Raw genomic sequence first — 17824 nt, 5'->3', positions numbered from 1 at the left:
GGAAAACCATGGTTCTCGATATCAAGATATGCGGGCTTAAAACCCCTGATGCCGTTGCCGCCGCTCTCGACGGCGGTGCGACGCATATCGGTTTCATCTTCTTTCCAAAAAGCCCGCGCCATATAACCCCGCAGGCAGCGGCAGGCCTGCGCGATGCGGTCAAGGGACGTGCGCTTGTCGTTGCCGTTACAGTCGATGCGGACGATGAAACGCTGGATGATATCGTGAAAACCGTGAAGCCCGATATTCTGCAGCTTCACGGCCATGAGACGCCGGAACGCGTGGCCTTCATCAAGGTGCGTTATGGCCTGCCGGTCATGAAGGCTTTTTCGGTGCGCGAAGCCAGCGACCTTGCCGCGATTGCAGCCTATAAGGGCATAGCCAACCGTTTCCTGTTCGATGCCAAACCGCCAAGGGGCTCTGAGCTGCCCGGCGGCAATGGCGTGTCATTCGACTGGGAACTTCTGGCGGCGCTTGACGCGGATATCGATTACATGCTTTCCGGTGGATTGAATGCGGACAATATCGCCGAGGCGCTGGACAAGACCCAGGCGCCGGGCATCGATATATCGTCCGGCGTCGAGCGCGCGCCCGGCGAAAAGGATGTGCGTCTCATCGAGAATTTTTTCCGGGCTGTCGCCGATGCGCGCCGATGCCCTGTAGACAGCCTGAACTGACGGAGCGGAAGCGTTGAACAAGCCGGTTGCACCCAATTCCTATAAGACAGGCCCCGATGAAGAGGGCATGTTCGGCATTTTCGGTGGACGCTTCGTCGCCGAAACGCTGATGCCGCTGATCCTCGAATTGCAGGGAGCCTATGAAACGGCGAAGAACGATCCTGAATTCAAAGCTGAGCTGAACGCGCTTTCAACCTATTATGCAGGTCGTCCTTCCAAGCTCTATTATGCCGAAGGCCTGACCAAGCATTTGGGCGGTGCGAAAATCTACTTCAAGCGTGAAGACCTCAATCACACCGGCAGTCACAAGATCAACAATTGCCTCGGCCAGATTCTGCTTGCCAAGCGCATGGGCAAGACCCGCATTATCGCTGAGACCGGCGCCGGACAGCATGGCGTGGCTTCTGCCACCGTTGCCGCGCGTTTCGGCCTGCCCTGCGTGGTCTATATGGGCGCAACCGACGTCGAACGTCAGAAGCCGAATGTGTTCCGCATGAAGCTGCTTGGTGCCGAAGTGATCCCGGTTTCTGCAGGCAACGGCACGCTCAAGGATGCGATGAACGAAGCCCTGCGTGACTGGGTGACGAATGTTGAAGACACCTATTACCTGATTGGCACTGCTGCCGGTCCGCATCCCTATCCAGAACTGGTCCGCGACTTCCAATCGGTGATCGGCAACGAAGCGCGCCAGCAGATTCTGGAGCAGGAAGGACGCCTGCCGGATGTGATCGTGGCAGCGGTCGGCGGCGGTTCCAACGCCATCGGCCTGTTCCATCCGTTCCTTGACGATGCCTCTGTGAAGATCGTTGGTGTCGAAGCAGGCGGGCGCGGTCTGGACGGTGAAGAACATTGCGCTTCGATGAGCGCGGGTCGTCCCGGCGTTCTGCATGGCAATCGCACATATCTCCTCCAGAACGAGGACGGTCAGATTCTCGAAGGTCATTCCGTTTCTGCCGGCCTCGACTATCCGGGCGTCGGGCCTGAACATTCATGGCTGAAAGACAGCGGGCGCGTCGATTATGTGCCGATCCTCGATGATGAGGCGCTGGATGCATTTCAGCTTTGCACCCGCACCGAAGGCATCATCCCTGCCCTCGAATCCGCCCATGCCATCGCGCAGGCCGTGAAAATGGCACCGACCATGGGCAAGGATCAGGTCATGATCGTCAATCTGTCCGGTCGTGGCGACAAGGATGTCCACACGGTCGGCAAGCTTCTCGGCATGGACATCTGACATGGGTAATGACGTCGCCGAAATCTCCGCCTACAAGCCGCGTGCCGCATGGTTCGACGGCCTGACGACGTGCGGTCCGGCGACGATCAAGCTCAACATCATTGAAGCCGATCCAACCAATCCTGTCGCGGAGGCTGCTGTCGGCCTCGCCCGCAGACAGATCGAAACTGCCGCTGAAAAGCTCACCGCGTTGCCGCATCTGGGCGTCGGTTTCGCCGTTCTTCATCAGGGCGAGGAGGGCCTCTGGCTGCTGCTGCACTGGTGGCTGGAGGGCGGCATCGCTACGGAAATCCTCTGGCAGTCGGAACTCGGCGACGAGGTGGACTTCATGCCCGCACAGCCGCTGCTGATGGCCTGCGTGTGGGAACTCGGAATTATAGACTTTGAACGGCGTGCATGGATGGAGACGGCGATGGCGGGCAAGCCCGTTGGCGACTATCTGGCACGCACTTTGCCACGGGGCACGGTATGACTACTCGCATCGACACCAAATTCGCTGAACTGAAGGCCGAGGGCCGTCCGGCGCTCGTTACCTATTTCATGGGTGGCGATCCCGATCTGGAAACCTCGCTCAAGGTGATGAAGGCCTTGCCAAAGGCTGGTGCCGACGTGATCGAACTCGGCATGCCCTTCTCCGATCCGATGGCAGACGGACCCGCCATTCAGGCCGCTGGCCTGCGCGCCCTCAACGCCGGTCAGACGCTTGCCAAGACGTTGCACATGGCAGCAGAATTCCGCAAGGAAGACGACACGACCCCGATCGTCATGATGGGCTATTACAACCCGATCTATATTTACGGCGTGGAACGCTTTCTGGCTGATGCCAAGGCTTCCGGCGTGGACGGGCTGATCGTCGTCGATCTTCCCTCCGAAATGGATGCCGAACTCTGCATTCCGGCCATGAAGGCGGGTATCAATTTTATCCGCCTCACCACGCCGACCACGGACGACAAGCGCCTGCCGAAGGTACTGCATAATTCATCGGGCTTCGTCTATTACGTCTCGATGAATGGCATCACCGGTTCGGCCATTGCCGATACGGCAAAGGTCAGTGAAGCTGTGCGTCACATCAAGAAGAGCACCGATCTGCCGATCTGTGTCGGTTTCGGCGTCAAGACGCCGGAGCAGGCAGCAGCCATCGCCACCCATGCCGATGGCGTCGTCGTCGGCACGGCGATTGTCAACGCGATTGCCGGTGAACTGGACGAAAACGGCAAGGCAAAGGGCGATCCTGTCGCCGCTGCAACCAGACTTGTCCACGCCCTTGCGGAGAGTGTGCGTGCCACACGCCTTGAAGCCGCCCAATAAATCGTCCATTTAGTGCACATCTTAAAAGTGCTAAGCGGCTGAAGCTCTTTGCCGAAGAACAAGAAACGGAAGCAAACGTCATGAACTGGATCACCAACTACGTCCGTCCGAAAATCAATTCGATGCTCGGCCGTCGTGAAATGCCGGAAAACCTCTGGATCAAAGATCCGTCGACCGGTGAAATGGTGTTTCACAAGGACCTCGAGAGCAACCAGTTTGTGATCCCGTCCTCGGGTCATCACATGCGCATCAAGGCGAAGGATCGTCTGCGTTTCTTCTTCGACAATGGCGAATACACCACGCTTGAAGCTCCGAAAGTGCCGGTCGATCCGCTGAAATTCCGCGACGAGAAGAAATATATCGATCGTCTCAAGGATTATCGCACGCGCACGGGCATGGATGACGCTATCGTCAACGGCCTCGGCACCATTGACGGCTTGCCGATTGTCGCCACCGTTCAGGATTTCGGCTTCATGGGCGGTTCGCTCGGCATGGGTGCCGGTGAAGCGATCATTCAGGGCTTTGAAAAGGCCATCGAGCTGAAGCGTCCGCTGGTTCTGTTCGCAGCCTCGGGCGGTGCACGCATGCAGGAGGGCATCCTGTCGCTCATGCAGCTCCCGCGCACCACGGTTGCTGTGGAAATGCTGAAAGAAGCTGGCCTGCCCTATATCGTCGTTCTGACCAATCCGACTACGGGCGGCGTGACGGCTTCCTATGCCATGCTGGGCGATATTCATATTGCCGAACCCGGCGCACTGATCGGCTTTGCCGGACCACGCGTCATCGAACAGACGATCCGTGAAAAGCTGCCGGAAGGCTTCCAGAGCGCCGACTATCTCATGGAACACGGTATGGTCGACATGGTCGTCTCGCGTCTTGAACTGAAGGACACGATTGCGCGCCTTCTCAAGATCATGACCAGGCAGCCGGGCAATAGCGACGCGCCGGAACACGAAAAGACGGAAGCAACAGACAAGGCAGCCTGATCGTGACAGAAAAAGCCGCCGCCGCAATCGAGCGGCTTATGCAGTTGCATCCAAAGGGCTTCGATCTTTCATTAGACCGCATCCGCGGTCTTCTGGAAAAGCTCGGCAATCCGCATCTGAAATTGCCGCCGGTCATCCATATTGCCGGAACCAACGGCAAGGGATCGGCAACAGCTTTCTGCCGCGCGCTTCTGGAAGCGGGCGGCTTCGATGTTCACGTCCATACCTCGCCGCACCTCGTCCACTGGCACGAGCGCTACCGTCTGGCGGCGCCCGGCGGCGGCAGGCTGGTCAGCGACGATGTTCTGGCCGACGCCATAGAGCGCGTTGCGGCAGCCAATGGCGGCCAGCACATCACCGTTTTCGAAATCCTGACGGCTGTGGCTTTTGTGCTCTTTTCCGAGCATCCGGCGGATGTCGTCGTTATGGAAGTCGGCCTTGGTGGACGTTTCGACGCCACCAATGTCATTGCCGAGCCTGCCGTCTCGCTCATCATGCCGGTTTCCATCGACCATCAGGCCTATCTTGGCGACCGCGTGGAGCTGATTGCCGCCGAGAAAGCCGGTATCATCAAGAAGGATTGCCCGGTCGTTGTCGGTTTCCAGCCTTTCGATGCGGCGCGGGAAGTTCTCGTCTCGACTGCCGATCGTCTTGGCTGTCCGGTTTCGGTCTACGGGCAGGATTTCCTCGCCTTCGAGGAACATGGTCGCATGGTGTTCCAGAACGAGGATGGCCTGATCGACCTGCCACTGCCGCGCTTGCCCGGACGCCACCAGATTTCCAATGCCGCAGCGGCAATCGAGGCGGTGCAGATGGCTGGCTTCAGCCTGACCGACAAGGCCGTCGAAAAAGCGTTGATGGTGGTGGACTGGCCAGCACGTATGCAGCGGCTGACCCATGGTGCGCTCGTGGATTTGGCCCCGGCGGCCTCCGAAATCTGGCTTGATGGCGGTCATAATCCCGGTGCGGGCGCAGTCATCGCCGAGGCGCTTGGCGATCTGGAAGAACGCAATGAACGCCCGCTGTTCCTCATCACCGGCATGATCAACACCAAGGACCCGGTCGGCTATTTCGAGGCTTTTGCCGGTATGGCGCGGCATGTTTTCACCGTGCCTGTTCCGTCCAGCGATGCGGGTATCCCCAATGATGAGCTGGCGGTCGCGGCCCAGAAAGCCAACCTGTCGGCAGAGCCTGTGCATTCGGTTGCCAACGCGTTGAAACTTCTGCGTGGCACGTGGCCCCCGGATGAAGCGCCACCGCGCATTCTGATTAGCGGTTCGCTTTACCTTGCGGGTGAAGTTTTGAGAGAGAACGGCACACCACCCGCCTAACGGCAAATTCTAAACGAAAAAACCCGGCTCGAAGGCCGGGTTTTGCATTTTTATGATGCTGTTATTATGCAGCTGAAGCCTTGATCCAGTCGGCAAGGCGGCTCTTCGGAGCAGCACCGACCATATTGGCAGCGAGTTCGCCGTCCTTGAACATCAGAAGCGTCGGAATCGAACGCACGCCGAACTGAGCAGCCAGTTCCGGGTTTTCGTCGATATTAACCTTGGCGATCTTGACCTGACCGGCCATTTCGGTCGCGATTTCGTCCAGAGCCGGCGCGATCATCTTGCAGGGACCGCACCATTCCGCCCAGAAATCCACCACGACAGGCTCGCTCGACTGAAGAACGTCCGACTGAAAATTGCTGTTATCGACCTTAACGGTTGCCATAGGGCTATCCTCTTTTCTCACCAAGAACGGCAGACATCTTTTCAGACTCACAACACGATCCGCTCTTCATTCGCTATATCATGTGGCGTGTCTGCTGCCATCCGTCAAGTTCTGGTTCGTCACCTTTCCTTGAGAGTCTTTCAGAGACTGCAGCGCTTCGTCCAGAACCACATCCGGCAGCGGCATCAAAAACGGACCTTCAGTGAACAGAAGCGCCGTTTCGACAATCCGCCCCGGATAGAGCGGGGCCAGCAACTCGCGATAAAGCGCAAGCTGCGCCCGATAGGCGAAAGGAACCGCCTCGATGGTTTTCGGTGGCGGTCGATTGGTCTTGTAGTCGACGATCAGGACACAATCCTCGCCAACACTGATGCGGTCGATCTGACCGGACACGGCATGATCGCGCCCGCCAAGCTCAATCGTGCCCATGATGGCAACTTCCCCGCGCGAGCCTTCCGCAAAGACCGGTGCATAGGTGGGATCGTCCAGAATGGTCCTGACGCTTTGCCAGGCAATCTGGCGCTCCGTTTCCGGCCAGTCGGCAGCGATCCGCCCAAGATAGTCGCGTGCCAGCGTATCACGCCCATCCTTTGGGACATCCGGCAGATATTGCAGCAGCATATGGATCGCCGTGCCGCGTCGCAACGCAAAGGCTGGCGTCCCATTGCCCGGTCCCAGAACGGGCGAAAACGTATCAAGCGGCGGTTCTTCATCCGCTTCGATCAGCGCAGAAGCGCCGGACGGCGCCAGCGGTCGCGGCAGTCCGATTTCCGGCTTTATCGGCTCTCTATATTCATCTGGAAATGATGGCAGCGCATGATCTTCGGTTCTATCCTGCTCGGCAATCTCGACCATTCCGCGCGGTGTGTTGCGATAACGTCTTGCGGCAACATTCAGCACGGGGTGCACGAATGTCTCGGCCTTGGTGGCCAACGCATCCTCGACAAGGCGATGCCATGTTTCGCCGTTTTCACGCGTGCCGCGATAGCCGCAGATGATGAGCCGGTCTTCGGCACGCGTCATGCCGACATAGAGCAGGCGGCGATATTCTTCCTCCGCCCGCGTTTTCAGCTTCTCGATCTGAGCGGTCGTGAAGCCGGTCTGGTATCCGGCATTCGGTTGCCAGAGATAGCCTTTCACCGAAGGATTATCGTTCGAAAAGTCAAAAGGAATGAGCTTTGGCGCACGACTGCCAGTCCAGACCGCGCTTCCCGAATCAACAAGAAACACCACCGCCCCTTCCAGCCCCTTGGCGGCATGGACAGTCATGATGCGCACTTCATTGCGCCCCTGATCCAGTTCACGCTTGATTTCCGGCGATGCCGCTTCCAGCGTTTCAAGGAAGGCTTGCAGGCCGGGCAGACCAGCACGCTCGGCGGAAAGCGCATAATTCTGGAATTCGTCGATGATATCGCCCGCCTCCGGCCCCAGCCTCGCCAGTAGTTTTCGCCGCGCACCGTCCGCACTCAATATCCGTGCATAGAATTCGAACACCGGCATCGTGTCAGCCATGTTGCGCCAGCGGCTCAAGGTCTTGTGCACCTCGGCCAGTGCAGCATCGCCGCGCGAGACCTGATAAAGCCGCTCGAACAGCGTGAGGCTTGAACCTCGCGGATAGGCAAGCTCGAACAGCCGGTCGTCATCCCAGCCGAATAGCGGGCTTTTCAATACTGATGCCAGCGAAAGATCGTCCGAAGGCTGAAGCACGAAACGACCGAGTGCCATCAGGTCCTGAATGGCAATATGGCTGGTGAGCCGCAAGCGGTCTGCACCTGCTACCGGAACGGACAGGTTTTTCAGCGCCCGCGACAAAGCAGGCATGAACTGGTCGCGCTTTCGTACCAGAACCATGATGTCACGCGGCATGATCCGCCGGTTCTGGCCCGGAATAGGTTCGCCGCGATCCAGCCAGTGGCGAATAGTGGCCGCGATCTGATCCGCCAGCCGGACAGCAGGTGCTGCCAGATGATCGACCGGCTCGCGCCAGTCGTCCGGCTCTTCCACCACTTCCGGCGTCAGCATATCCCAGATTTCCACCTCGCCCGGCGCATCGGAACGAATAGCTTCATGTACCGTTGCGCCTGCAAGGCCTCGATTGGCCTCGGGTCTCGCAAAAACCTCGTCTACTGCTTGCAGGACGTCAGGCGCGGATCGGAACGAGAAATTGAGGCTGACACGCTCGAACTTTAGCTCCGCATCTCCGGCGCGAAGACTGACGGACCGCCCTTGCGCCGCGAAATCCTCCGGCACCGCGCCCTGGAACGAATAGATCGACTGTTTTTCATCGCCGACTGCAAAGAGCGTGCGGCTGATATTGCGTTGGCCGACGCCGGAGAAAAACTCTTCCGACAGCATGCGGATCACCTGCCACTGGTCGGGGCTGGTGTCCTGCGCCTCGTCGACCAGAATATGGTCGATGCCGCGATCGAGCTTGTACTGAACCCACTGCCCTGCCCCGTTGCGGGCGAGCAGCGCCACGGTCCGGGTAATGAGATCCTCGAAATCGAGCAGGCCGCGCTGACGCTTCAGGTCGTGATAGCGTTGCAGCAGATTGTCGATCAGCGTCAGCGCGGCCAGATTGAGCCGCACCAGACGCAATTCCTTCAGCCGGTCGAGACCCTGTTCTACACGCGCGGCTGCCGCGTCAAAATCCTCTTCGAAATCCGGCAGAAGTTTCTTGACCGCCGCCGAGCCGACATAGGAACCGGATTTCGGCTCGCCCGTGCTTTTCAGGAAGGCTGCGCGCAACACGGCTTCCCGGTCACGTTGGCTCGTCACCTTTTCGAAACGCCGGAGCTGCAGCGCAAAATCCTGCGCGCGCGACGCACCTTTCTGGATCGACATGATGAGGTCGAGCGCATCGTCGGAAAACTCCGATATCGGCCAAAGTTCGGCGAGGAGGTCATCTTCGCTGGTTCGCGGGTCGAAGCGGAAAGCCCGGTGCAAAACTTCGCTGCGATGCGCCGCTACGCCCAGTTCGGCGATATAGGTCTGCAGGCCATTGCGCCTGCTCACGGCCTCATCCAGAAGCGATTGAAGCCCCATCTCGCCCGATGCCTGCAGAACATCGGCAAAAGCCGCTGCGAGATCAATATCGCCGCCGCCATGCGCGGTTTCGAGCAGTTGGCGCCGTGCTTCGCCGACAAGGGCTGCCTGCATCAAATCATCCATCATCTCGAAATGACCGGCAATGTTCGCCTCAAGCGGGAACTGGTGCAGGATCGCTTCGCAGAAAGCGTGGATGGTCTGGATTTTAAGCCCGCCCGGTGTTTCGAGCGCACGGGCGAACAGCCGTCGCGCTGCTGCTAGACGAGCATCGTTCGGTCTGCGGCCTTCCAGCGACTTCAGACGTTCGACGAGTTCTTCGTCAGGCAGGACAGCCCATTCTGAAAGCCGCATGAACACGCGGTTCTGCATCACCGCCGCAGCCGCCTTGGTGTAGGTCAGGCAGAGAATCTTGGAAGGATCAGTACCCTCCAGCAGCAGGCGGATAACACGTTCGGTCAGAACATGGGTCTTGCCGGAACCCGCATTGGCGGACACCCAGACAGAAGCCGCCGGATTTGCCGCGTTGCTCTGTGCCCGTAGCGTTTCTTCGGGGATAATGGGTGCCTTTTTCATTCACCGCCCTCCCCGCCAGCATCGCCCCCGGCAGACCATTCCAGTACTCGCGCCAGATGATCGTAATCGCCTGTCAGGTCCGTCTCGCGAAACGGCAATGCGCGCGACAGATAGCCTTTTTCCGGCTTTTGATATTCGACGAGCAATTGCGCCAGCCGCTGCCAGGATTCCTCGCCAAGAGCCGGTGCAGTTTTTTCCGATGGCGGTCGTCCGATCTTGAGGATCGATTCCGGCTTCACCTCGCCGCCCGCCTTGAGACGCACATAGGTCAGATCGGATGCACGGACCGAACCAAGTTCCCGAAACGCGCCGCGCACCAGAAGTGCGGCTTCCAGCGCCAGCTGCGGCGACAGCAGCACATGCGCCTGTTTGGGCGATGGTGTCGATCCGGTCTTGTAATCGATGATTTCCGCTGTCCCGTCACGCATCAGATCGATGCGGTCAGCACGACCGGAAAGCGTAATGCCAAGCCCTTCGACCTCGCGTTTATCGGATGAAATCTCCGCAAAGCGGGTCTGGACATTGTAGGCGCGCTCGCGTTCCCAAGCCAGAAACTGCGGAATGAGCGCGGTGAAGCGCGGCCACCAAACGGCCTCTATTTCCGTCGGCAAATCCATATCGGCAAAGAGGACGCGCCCCAACTCCATCAACCGCTCTGCAGCGTCGGGAGCCAGCGGATCGATGGCCTCCTGCGTAAAATGGCCCAGAATATCGTGGAACAAAGTGCCGCGTTCGGCTGCAGCCGGGTCGCGGATCAACGGCTCCAGCGGCTGCAGCTTCAATATCTTCTTGGCGAAGATCGCATAGGGATCGCGGCGCAACGTTTCGACTTCCGTTACCGAAAAATGCTTCGGGCGCGCAAGGACCGGCGGCACAGGCTGTGGCCTTTTCACGAAAGGCACATCTTCGGCACGATCGGTTTCGCGCGACCACTGGATGAATCGAGCCCCGCGCTTGCGCATTTCGGCGGTTACATCCGCACCCAGCACCGTTTCAAGCCGCTGCAGCCAGCGCGAAGGAACGGTGGGCGCGTTGTCGGAACGCTGCGAGCGCGTCAGCACGACATGATCCATGCCAAGCGCCATCTGGAAATCGTGGGCGGCAAGGCCGGTGCGGCGTTCGGGCGGATCAAGCGCGATCATCGACTTCATGGGACGTGACATGAATGGGTCGTTGCGGGTGCGTGCAGGCCAGCTTCCCTCGTTGAGGCCGCCGATAACCACCGTATCCATGGTTTGCAGACGTGCTTCCAGCGCACCCCAGATGAAGAGGCGCGGATGACCGCCCGGATGCGGCTTGACCGTCTCGCCCGCCATCAGGGCATCCAGTACGGCTGGCCATTCCGACGCTTCAAAGTCGAGCCCAGCTTCGCTCGAAACCAGACCACGCAAAAACGTGGCAAGCTGTTCGCCACGTTCACCGGAATAGAAGGGAGCGATGCTGGCCTTTTCATTCCGAGCGAGATTTTCCAGTGCTTCGACCGTAGCGCGCGCGATTTCACCGATCTCGGTCCTGCGTCCAGCGATAACGAAAGGCACCAGCGGCGTTACGGCCTTTGACAGGCTTTCGCAAAGATTTCGGGCAGCGGCGATCATGTCCGGTGTGACCGTGTCATGCCATGCCGGTTGCCATGGCTGGCCGGCGCTTTCCTCCAGCCGCCGGTCGAAAAATGCGGGAAGATCGAGTACGGATGCGCGGCCCGTGCCGCCGCGAAAGGCGATGAGTTCTAGGGTCTCGGCAGCAAGGCGTCGCACGATGCGGGGGGCTTCCAGCCGCAGCAGCGGATGCTTGACCAGCGCCAGCAACGCAACCGGGTCGCCCGGGTTGAAGACGGTCTCGACCAGCAGCCGTAGCAATGTCGTGGTCTCGACATCACGCAGATGCCGCCCGCCGGAATCATCGGCGTCGATGCCGAAACGGGCAAGTTCACCCACCACGCGCCGCGCCAGATTACGGTCTGCCGTAACAAGCGCGGCTGTTCTGCCTTCATCATTGATCGCGTCGCGCAAGACGAGAGCCACAGTAAGCGCCTCTTCCCGCTCATTCGCGGTTTCAATCAGGTCAATCGTCTGCGCCGCCTGCCGCAACGCAGTCGGCTGCATATCGGGATCGCGTGCAAGCTGTCCCCACGCATCGGTCGTTTCCGCCGGACGAAGCGCTTCACTGACCACCCGTTCGCGCAGGCGTTTGGAGGCCGGCATATCGTCCAGATGTTCCACATCCGCACGCAATGTCTGCGTTGCATCGAGAAGCTTGCGCAAACCAAACTGGGGATGACCGAAGGTCGAAGGATTATCGGTTGCCGATGCCAGCATCTGCCAGGCTGCATCATCCAGATCGCGATCCAGCCCCGGCAGCACCACCGCGCCATTCGGCAAGTCCGCAATGGCGGAAATCAGTTCCGCCGTCGCCGGTATGGAACCGGTGGAACCGGCAACGATAACCGGCCCGGCAGGCGGATGGGCGCGCAGCCGCTTCACTTCGCTCCAGATGAGATCGTTGCGATGCGCAGCGGGATTCGAAAGCCGGCGTTCCGCCAGAATATCCGGCCACAGATTGGTGACGATGTTGAGAAAACCGAGCGTAACCTGCCACCAGTCGGCAAGGTCTTCCGGAGCAATTCCAGCAAGCTCGCTCCATTTAGCCCCATCAGTTTCGACCTGATCCATCAGCCCTGCCAGATCGCGGGCGAGCCAGATCGCATCGGCAGTCGTTGCCGGAACCGAAACGTCGTCAACACCGAACAGCGCGCGCACATGCGAAGGCAGTGATTCCCGCCAAGGACGAATCAATCGCGCCAGGAGCAGAAGCCGCTCCGCTGTACCGATCGGTGGATTGATATCGAAAACGCCCGACGAGCCCGCATTGAAGAAAGCTGCATCTTCATCCACATCGCCGAGCGGTTTTATCGTCGGCAAAATAGCGCTCTTTTTTTTCGACGCATTTCCGGGCGCAAAACCGGTTCCCGTTTTTGCTGGAAATTCTTTAGCCGGATTCATATCGACCAAAATGGACCGCAATGCGCGCGCTGCGCGACGCGTGGGCACATAGATGGTGGCATTGGCCAATGACAGCGGATCGGATGGATTACCGGGGAAACCTTCGACCAGCCGTCCTTCCAGAAGCGCCTTGGCAAAGGCGGGCAAAAACGGCGTGCCTGGAGGAACTGAAAACAGGCGCTGTTTCCCATCTCTGGGTTGTCGTGCGCTCATGCGTTCTACCTCCTCATGCAAATGCGGTAAGCGCTGCCTCCGCCTCGCCGATCGCGTCCGGAGTTCCGACGGTCAGCCAATGTCCGGTCATTGGCATACCATAAAGGCGACCGGCTGCAATCGCTTCGTCGAAATAGCGGTTGAGTGAGGACACACCCAGCTCCGCGCCAGCGAAGATACGAGGATGGATGATCCCTGCTCCCGCATAGATCACCGGCTCGCCGGAAATGTCCCGTGCGCGGCGAAGATGCCCGTTTTCGTCGGCAACGAAATCGCCCTTGCCTTCATAACCCGTTTCCTGATCGAGACGTGCCGTCATCAGGAGAATATCCATTCGGTCGGCATTCCAAGCGTCAGCGAGCGCCAACAGATTAGGAGCTTTCTCGTCGCCTACCCAGAATGTGTCGGCATTCAATATGACAAACGGTTCTGTTCCGAGTATCGGCAGCGCCTTCACGATGCCGCCAGCGGAATCGAGCAGCATTTCGCGTTCATCCGAAATCACGATCTCAAGATCGTTGCGGTCACGAAGATGCGCTTCCAGTTGGTCGGCTAAATAGTGCACATTGACGATTGCCGTGCCGATGCCTGCCTGCGCCGCCGCATCGAGCCCCCAGTCGATCAAGGGCTTGCCCGCCACCTTGACCAGCGGTTTAGGAATGGTTTCGGTGATGGGACGCATGCGCTTGCCAAGTCCGGCGGCAAGAACCATAGCCGTCTTCGGGACCATTTCAGGCATTTTCATTGCGCGGCCTCTTCCTGCTGCATCAATCCCAATTCCTCAAACCACGCCGCCACTGGCGCCATGACCGAATGCTTCAGCACACGCCCGAGATAGTCATGAATGCGTGGCAGATGTTTTAGATAATCCGGCTTACCATCACGCTCATCGAGCCGCACGAAAAGACCGAGCAGCTTGGCGTTACGCTGTGCGCCCATGGCCGCATAGGCCTTGCGGAACAAAGCCTCGTCGAACGCATGTCCGAGCGCACAACGCTCATCGCAATAGGCGGCGACCACAGCCTGTTCCAGCTCCGGCGAAATCGTCACACGCGCATCGAGGGCCAGCGAAGCCACGTCATAGGCCGCCGGTCCAATCATCGCATCCTGAAAATCGATGACACCGATCTTGTCCTTGCCTTCCGCTTCTGGAAACCAGAACAGGTTGGGCGAATGATAGTCGCGCAAGAGCAGGCTCTTCTCAACATCGGCAATGTCGGCGATCACGTGGTCCCATGCGGCTTCGTAAGCTTGCTTTTCTGCGTCTGTAAGTTGCCTTCCCATCATGCGCGGCGCGTACCACTGGCCGATGAGGCTAACCTCGATCATCATCGCATCACGGTCGAAACCGGCGATGATGTGGTCGGGATGCCCCGCCACAGGTGCATGGTCAGACCACGCAACGCCATGCAGATGCGCCAGAAAGCGTCCGGCGGCCTCATAGCGTTCGGCGACAGGTTCACCGAACGATGCCCGCACACCCTCGGTCCCGAGGTTCTCAAGAATAAGGAACCCGGCATCGAGATTGGCGGCACGCATTTGCGGCACACGGAAGTCCTGCCCTGCCAGAAGCCTATCAATGGCTGCAAAGGCAAGGATGTTTTCCGCAAGATGCGCAATCTGCCGATAGGTTTTTCCGTCGCGCAGCGGCGGATCATAGGGCATCTGCGGCGCATTCATCAAAATCTCGACGCCGTGGGCAGCCGTGCGGATCGTCTCGTATTTGCGTGGTGACGCATCGCCCTGCAAATAGCGGCGCGTTGCATCGGCGCGGCCATGGAGGTCCAGAAATGCGCGTATCGCATGGCTGCGTTCCAGCCGCTGGATCGCAGCCACTGGTCCCGACACGCTAATACGTCGCCCTGCCCCTTCGTGGCTCAGCGTGACGGCAAAAGACGGTTCAGGCAGGAAACCCTCGCTCTGCTCCGGCCATTCGGCCAGCACCACGCCATCTTCCAGGAACTCCGGCAGTCCCAACTCATCCAGTTCTTCACCGTGTGAAATACGGTAAAGATCGGCATGGGCAACAGCAATGCGCAGGGCCTCGTAGCTTTGCACCAGCGTGAAAGTCGGGCTTGGGACGTCCAGCCCCTCATCATCAGCAATTGCCCGGATGATAGCGCGGGCAAGCGAGGATTTTCCCGCCCCCAGATCGCCGGAAAGCGTGACAAGATCGCCCTTCTGCAGGGCGAGGGCGAAATCCTCGCCGAAACGCTGTGTTGCAGCTTCGTCGGGCAAGAAATAGCTGATACTGGATTGTGAGGCGCTCATGGGCACCCTTTACCTTATTCGGCAGCGACGCGGAAGCTACGTGTTTCCGACGGAAAACGGCAAATGACCGTTGTTCCACGACCGGAACCCGTATCGATATCGACCGACCCGCCATGCAGCTCGACAAAGCTCTTGACGATGGCAAGTCCGAGGCCGGCACCACGACGGCGCCCCCCATTCGGATAGGACTGGAAGCGTTTGAAAACCGTGTCGAGCACTTCTCCGGGCATGCCGGGACCGTCATCGTGGACGGCAAAGACCACTTCCGACCCCTCGCGCGCCACCTGCAGCTGGATGCTGGAGCCTTCCGGCGCATAGTTGGTGGCGTTGGACAGGAGGTTGAAAAGTACCTGACGGACGCGGTTTGCATCGGCCTTGAATACATCCACGTCGTCGGCAATGTCGATGTCGAGCCCGATATCGTGGTCGCGCATACGCTCGCCGACACGGGAGGCGGCAGCGGAAATCGCTTCCACGACGGAAACCTCACCAACCTCCAATTCCATGATGCCTGCATCGACCGTTGCGAGATCAAGAATATCATTGACGATGGTCAGCAATACCGATGACGACGTGCTGATATGGTCGAGATATTCGATCTGGCGCTCGTTGAGCGACCCGAAAGCCGGTGTCTGCAATAGCTCGGTAAAGCCGATGATGTTTGTGAGTGGCGAACGCAGTTCGTAGGAAACGTGCTGGACGAAATCGTTCTTGATCTGGTCGGCCAGTTCCAGCGCCTCGTTTTTTTCCTTCAGCGCCCGTTCGACGCGCACGGTGTCGGTGACGTCGATGAAGGTCAGCATGGTCTGGCCCTTCGGCAGTGGCACCACGGCGAAGGAAAGAATAGTGCCGTCGTCCAGCTCCACCTGTCCCATGCGCCCGTCACGCGTATCGAGAAAGCCAGTGACGGTGGAGACGAAATCATCCCACAATCCGTTGCCGCCGCGCTCGCCGCAAATCTTGGCAATCGACGAAATATGCGTGCCTTCGACAATGAGCGGCATCGGCAGCGCCCAAAGATCGGCGAAGGACGGGTTGGAAAGCCGGATGCGGCCATCAGAGCCGAACACCGCCACGGCTTCCGCCAGATGGTCGAGCGTTTCACCCTGCACCTTGATGAGCGTGTTGTAACGGCCTTCGAGCTCGAACTTCTCGGTCATGTTCTCGAAGAACCAGGTCACACCACCTTGTGGATGCGGATTGGCGACAACGCGCATCGTCCGCGTATCCGGCAGATGCCACATATGTTCCTGCGGCTCGACTGCGCGATAGGCAGAAAGCACCGAATCCTTCCATTTGCGCCATTCCGGCTGCTCTGGAAGTTTGCCTTCCGAACGCAGGCGGTCGAGGATCAGCGTATTGCTCGGCTGCGATTCCAGCCAAGCCGTATCAAGTGACCAAAGCTTGGCAAAAGCCTGATTGAAGAATTGCAGCTTCATCTCGGGATCGAAAATCGCCACAGCAGTCGAAAGCTGGTCGAGCGTTTCGGCATGGCTCTTCATGGTGCGGTTCAGTTCTTCCCGCACCGCCTGTACTTCGGTCTGGTCGAAACCGAGGCCGACAGAACCCGTTTCAGCACTCACATCCGTCACGTTGAACAAACGGCGATCACCATGCACCACAGCCGTCAGCTGTTCCTGCAGGACAGGCTCGGCAAAGCGATCACGCTCCAGTCGCTGGCGTGCCTGCGCACCGAAAAGCTCGCGCCCTTCTGAAATGACCTGGCTCGCATTCGCCATATCGACTGCCTGCGCATAGGCGGCATTGACCCATTCGACGCGACCACCGGCGTCGCGGGTCCATACCGGCTGGTCGATCCGGTCGAGAAGACGCCGGAAAAGCTCGATACGTTCGGAAAATTCACGGTTCTGCGCCTGCAGTGCCGCGCGTTCCGCCTGCACGCCCTGCAGGCTGAGGAACCGGGCAACAGCAAAGCCCCCCGATGTGCGTCCGCGCACGTCGAGCAGAGTGCCGTTGACAGTTTCAACCGTGAGATCGAAAGACCGTGCCTGTTCGCGTAGCATTCCAATGGCGCGCTCAAGCGCCACGACCGATTGCGGGCGCAACCAGCGGCCAAATGCCAGAAAGGTGGAGCGATCCTGCGGGGCCGCACTATCGTCTGGCAACAGTCCGACGACTTCAGCGCGCGTGCTATGGCCATCCCAGACCACGATGCGCTGATCCTTGAGGTTAAGCAGGGCTTCATTGCGCTGGGCGACCAGATTGAGGTCGGCGAATTTGGAACGCAGTTCCTTGTTTTCTGCGGCAACGCGCGATCGTTCGCGGATCAGCCAGCCCGCAGAAAGTAGCGCTGCGCCCATCACGCCTAGGAACATGGAAAACTGGATAACCTCGAAAGCGCCGATACTGCCGCCGCCGAAGGGCAGGGCGATACGCGCCGATTCCGCGCCCTGTGCGAAGGCAGGCATGGCGGCGAAAAGCGTCGAAAGAGAAACGGAAGCCTTCATCAGGGCTTTTTTCGGAGCAAGCCATGCGAACGGCTTTGCAACATGGGCGGCAGGAAGCCATTGCCTGCCAGTAACGATTGCGGAAACATTCCGCAAAATCCCCATTGCGCCGAAATCTGGCATGTTGTCCTTTTCTCCGCCACCCGGCCATGAAAACCGCCACGAAGGCAGACTGGCCGTACTAAAACACTTCAATACACATCAAAGCCCGACCATACGCACGCCGCCACAGTGCACGAAGGTCAACCCGTTTTGAGGTATTCTGGGGATGAATCGTCCTCTCGCTTCCCGCCACAACCGGCAAAAAACGCACAACGCAAACACCCGC

12 protein-coding genes are annotated in these 17824 nt (G+C 59.2%); 6 read left to right on the top strand and 6 right to left on the bottom strand.

The window, feature by feature from the left end; translation table 11 throughout:
- Positions 1–8 precede the first annotated feature (8 nt).
- From AAE521_RS22705 to AAE521_RS22680, 6 genes are all read left to right on the top strand, one after another.
- Positions 9–677 (top strand): phosphoribosylanthranilate isomerase, encoded by a 669-nt coding sequence (locus tag AAE521_RS22705; RefSeq protein ID WP_342062568.1) that lies wholly within the window; start codon positions 9–11, stop codon positions 675–677.
- A 13-nt stretch (positions 678–690) separates the two neighbouring features.
- Complete coding sequence (gene trpB, locus AAE521_RS22700) at positions 691–1911, top strand: tryptophan synthase subunit beta (protein ID WP_342062567.1); 1221 nt, start codon at positions 691–693, stop codon at positions 1909–1911.
- A gap of 1 nt (position 1912) precedes the next feature.
- Entirely contained in the window at positions 1913–2383 is a 471-nt protein-coding gene (locus AAE521_RS22695) for a hypothetical protein (RefSeq protein WP_342062566.1), read from the top strand.
- Positions 2380–3219 (top strand): tryptophan synthase subunit alpha, encoded by an 840-nt coding sequence (trpA, locus tag AAE521_RS22690; protein ID WP_342062565.1) that lies wholly within the window; start codon positions 2380–2382, stop codon positions 3217–3219. Before AAE521_RS22695 ends, trpA begins: the two co-directional genes overlap by 4 nt.
- A gap of 80 nt (positions 3220–3299) precedes the next feature.
- On the top strand, positions 3300–4205 hold the full coding sequence (accD, locus tag AAE521_RS22685) for an acetyl-CoA carboxylase, carboxyltransferase subunit beta (RefSeq protein ID WP_012091042.1): 906 nt from the start codon (positions 3300–3302) through the stop codon (positions 4203–4205).
- 38 nt (positions 4206–4243) lie between these two features.
- A complete protein-coding gene (locus AAE521_RS22680) occupies positions 4244–5536 on the top strand; it encodes a bifunctional folylpolyglutamate synthase/dihydrofolate synthase (RefSeq protein WP_342062577.1) in 1293 nt (430 codons plus the stop codon).
- Positions 5537–5600: 64 nt separating this feature from the next.
- On the opposite strand, the gene trxA is transcribed toward AAE521_RS22680, so the two are convergent.
- From trxA to AAE521_RS22650, 6 genes are all read right to left on the bottom strand, one after another.
- The gene (gene trxA, locus AAE521_RS22675) at positions 5601–5924 is read right to left on the bottom strand and encodes a thioredoxin (RefSeq protein ID WP_006473274.1); all 324 of its coding nucleotides are present in this window, start codon (positions 5922–5924) and stop codon (positions 5601–5603) included.
- 78 nt (positions 5925–6002) lie between these two features.
- A complete protein-coding gene (gene addA / locus AAE521_RS22670; protein WP_342062564.1) occupies positions 6003–9545 on the bottom strand; it encodes a double-strand break repair helicase AddA in 3543 nt (1180 codons plus the stop codon).
- Positions 9542–12757: a double-strand break repair protein AddB gene (gene addB, locus AAE521_RS22665; RefSeq protein ID WP_342062563.1), complete on the bottom strand. Its 3216-nt coding sequence runs from the start codon at positions 12755–12757 to the stop codon at positions 9542–9544. Before addB ends, addA begins: the two co-directional genes overlap by 4 nt.
- A 13-nt stretch (positions 12758–12770) precedes the next feature.
- On the bottom strand, positions 12771–13502 hold the full coding sequence (locus AAE521_RS22660; protein WP_342062562.1) for a nucleotidyltransferase family protein: 732 nt from the start codon (positions 13500–13502) through the stop codon (positions 12771–12773).
- A complete protein-coding gene (gene tsaE, locus AAE521_RS22655; RefSeq protein ID WP_342062561.1) occupies positions 13499–15028 on the bottom strand; it encodes a tRNA (adenosine(37)-N6)-threonylcarbamoyltransferase complex ATPase subunit type 1 TsaE in 1530 nt (509 codons plus the stop codon). The genes AAE521_RS22660 and tsaE overlap by 4 nt, the downstream gene beginning before the upstream one ends.
- A 14-nt stretch (positions 15029–15042) precedes the next feature.
- Entirely contained in the window at positions 15043–17496 is a 2454-nt protein-coding gene (locus AAE521_RS22650; RefSeq protein WP_342062576.1) for a sensor histidine kinase, read from the bottom strand.
- Positions 17497–17824 lie beyond the last annotated feature (328 nt).

Source organism: Brucella cytisi, assembly GCF_038433355.1.
GTDB lineage: Bacteria > Pseudomonadota > Alphaproteobacteria > Rhizobiales > Rhizobiaceae > Brucella > Brucella cytisi.
The sequence above is the reverse complement of the archived record's forward strand: the minus strand, read 5'-3'. Positions and strand labels throughout refer to the sequence as shown.

Coding starts and splice junctions, on each gene's coding strand:
- AAE521_RS22705 (WP_342062568.1), top strand. CDS start 9: ATGGTTCTCGATATCAAGATATGCGGGCTTAAAACCCCTGATGCCGTT.
- AAE521_RS22695 (WP_342062566.1), top strand. CDS start 1,913: ATGGGTAATGACGTCGCCGAAATCTCCGCCTACAAGCCGCGTGCCGCA.
- trpA (WP_342062565.1), top strand. CDS start 2,380: ATGACTACTCGCATCGACACCAAATTCGCTGAACTGAAGGCCGAGGGC.
- accD (WP_012091042.1), top strand. CDS start 3,300: ATGAACTGGATCACCAACTACGTCCGTCCGAAAATCAATTCGATGCTC.
- AAE521_RS22680 (WP_342062577.1), top strand. CDS start 4,244: ATGCAGTTGCATCCAAAGGGCTTCGATCTTTCATTAGACCGCATCCGC.
- trxA (WP_006473274.1), bottom strand. CDS start 5,924: ATGGCAACCGTTAAGGTCGATAACAGCAATTTTCAGTCGGACGTTCTT.
- addA (WP_342062564.1), bottom strand. CDS start 9,545: ATGAAAAAGGCACCCATTATCCCCGAAGAAACGCTACGGGCACAGAGC.
- addB (WP_342062563.1), bottom strand. CDS start 12,757: ATGAGCGCACGACAACCCAGAGATGGGAAACAGCGCCTGTTTTCAGTT.
- AAE521_RS22660 (WP_342062562.1), bottom strand. CDS start 13,502: ATGAAAATGCCTGAAATGGTCCCGAAGACGGCTATGGTTCTTGCCGCC.
- tsaE (WP_342062561.1), bottom strand. CDS start 15,028: ATGAGCGCCTCACAATCCAGTATCAGCTATTTCTTGCCCGACGAAGCT.
- AAE521_RS22650 (WP_342062576.1), bottom strand. CDS start 17,496: ATGAAGGCTTCCGTTTCTCTTTCGACGCTTTTCGCCGCCATGCCTGCC.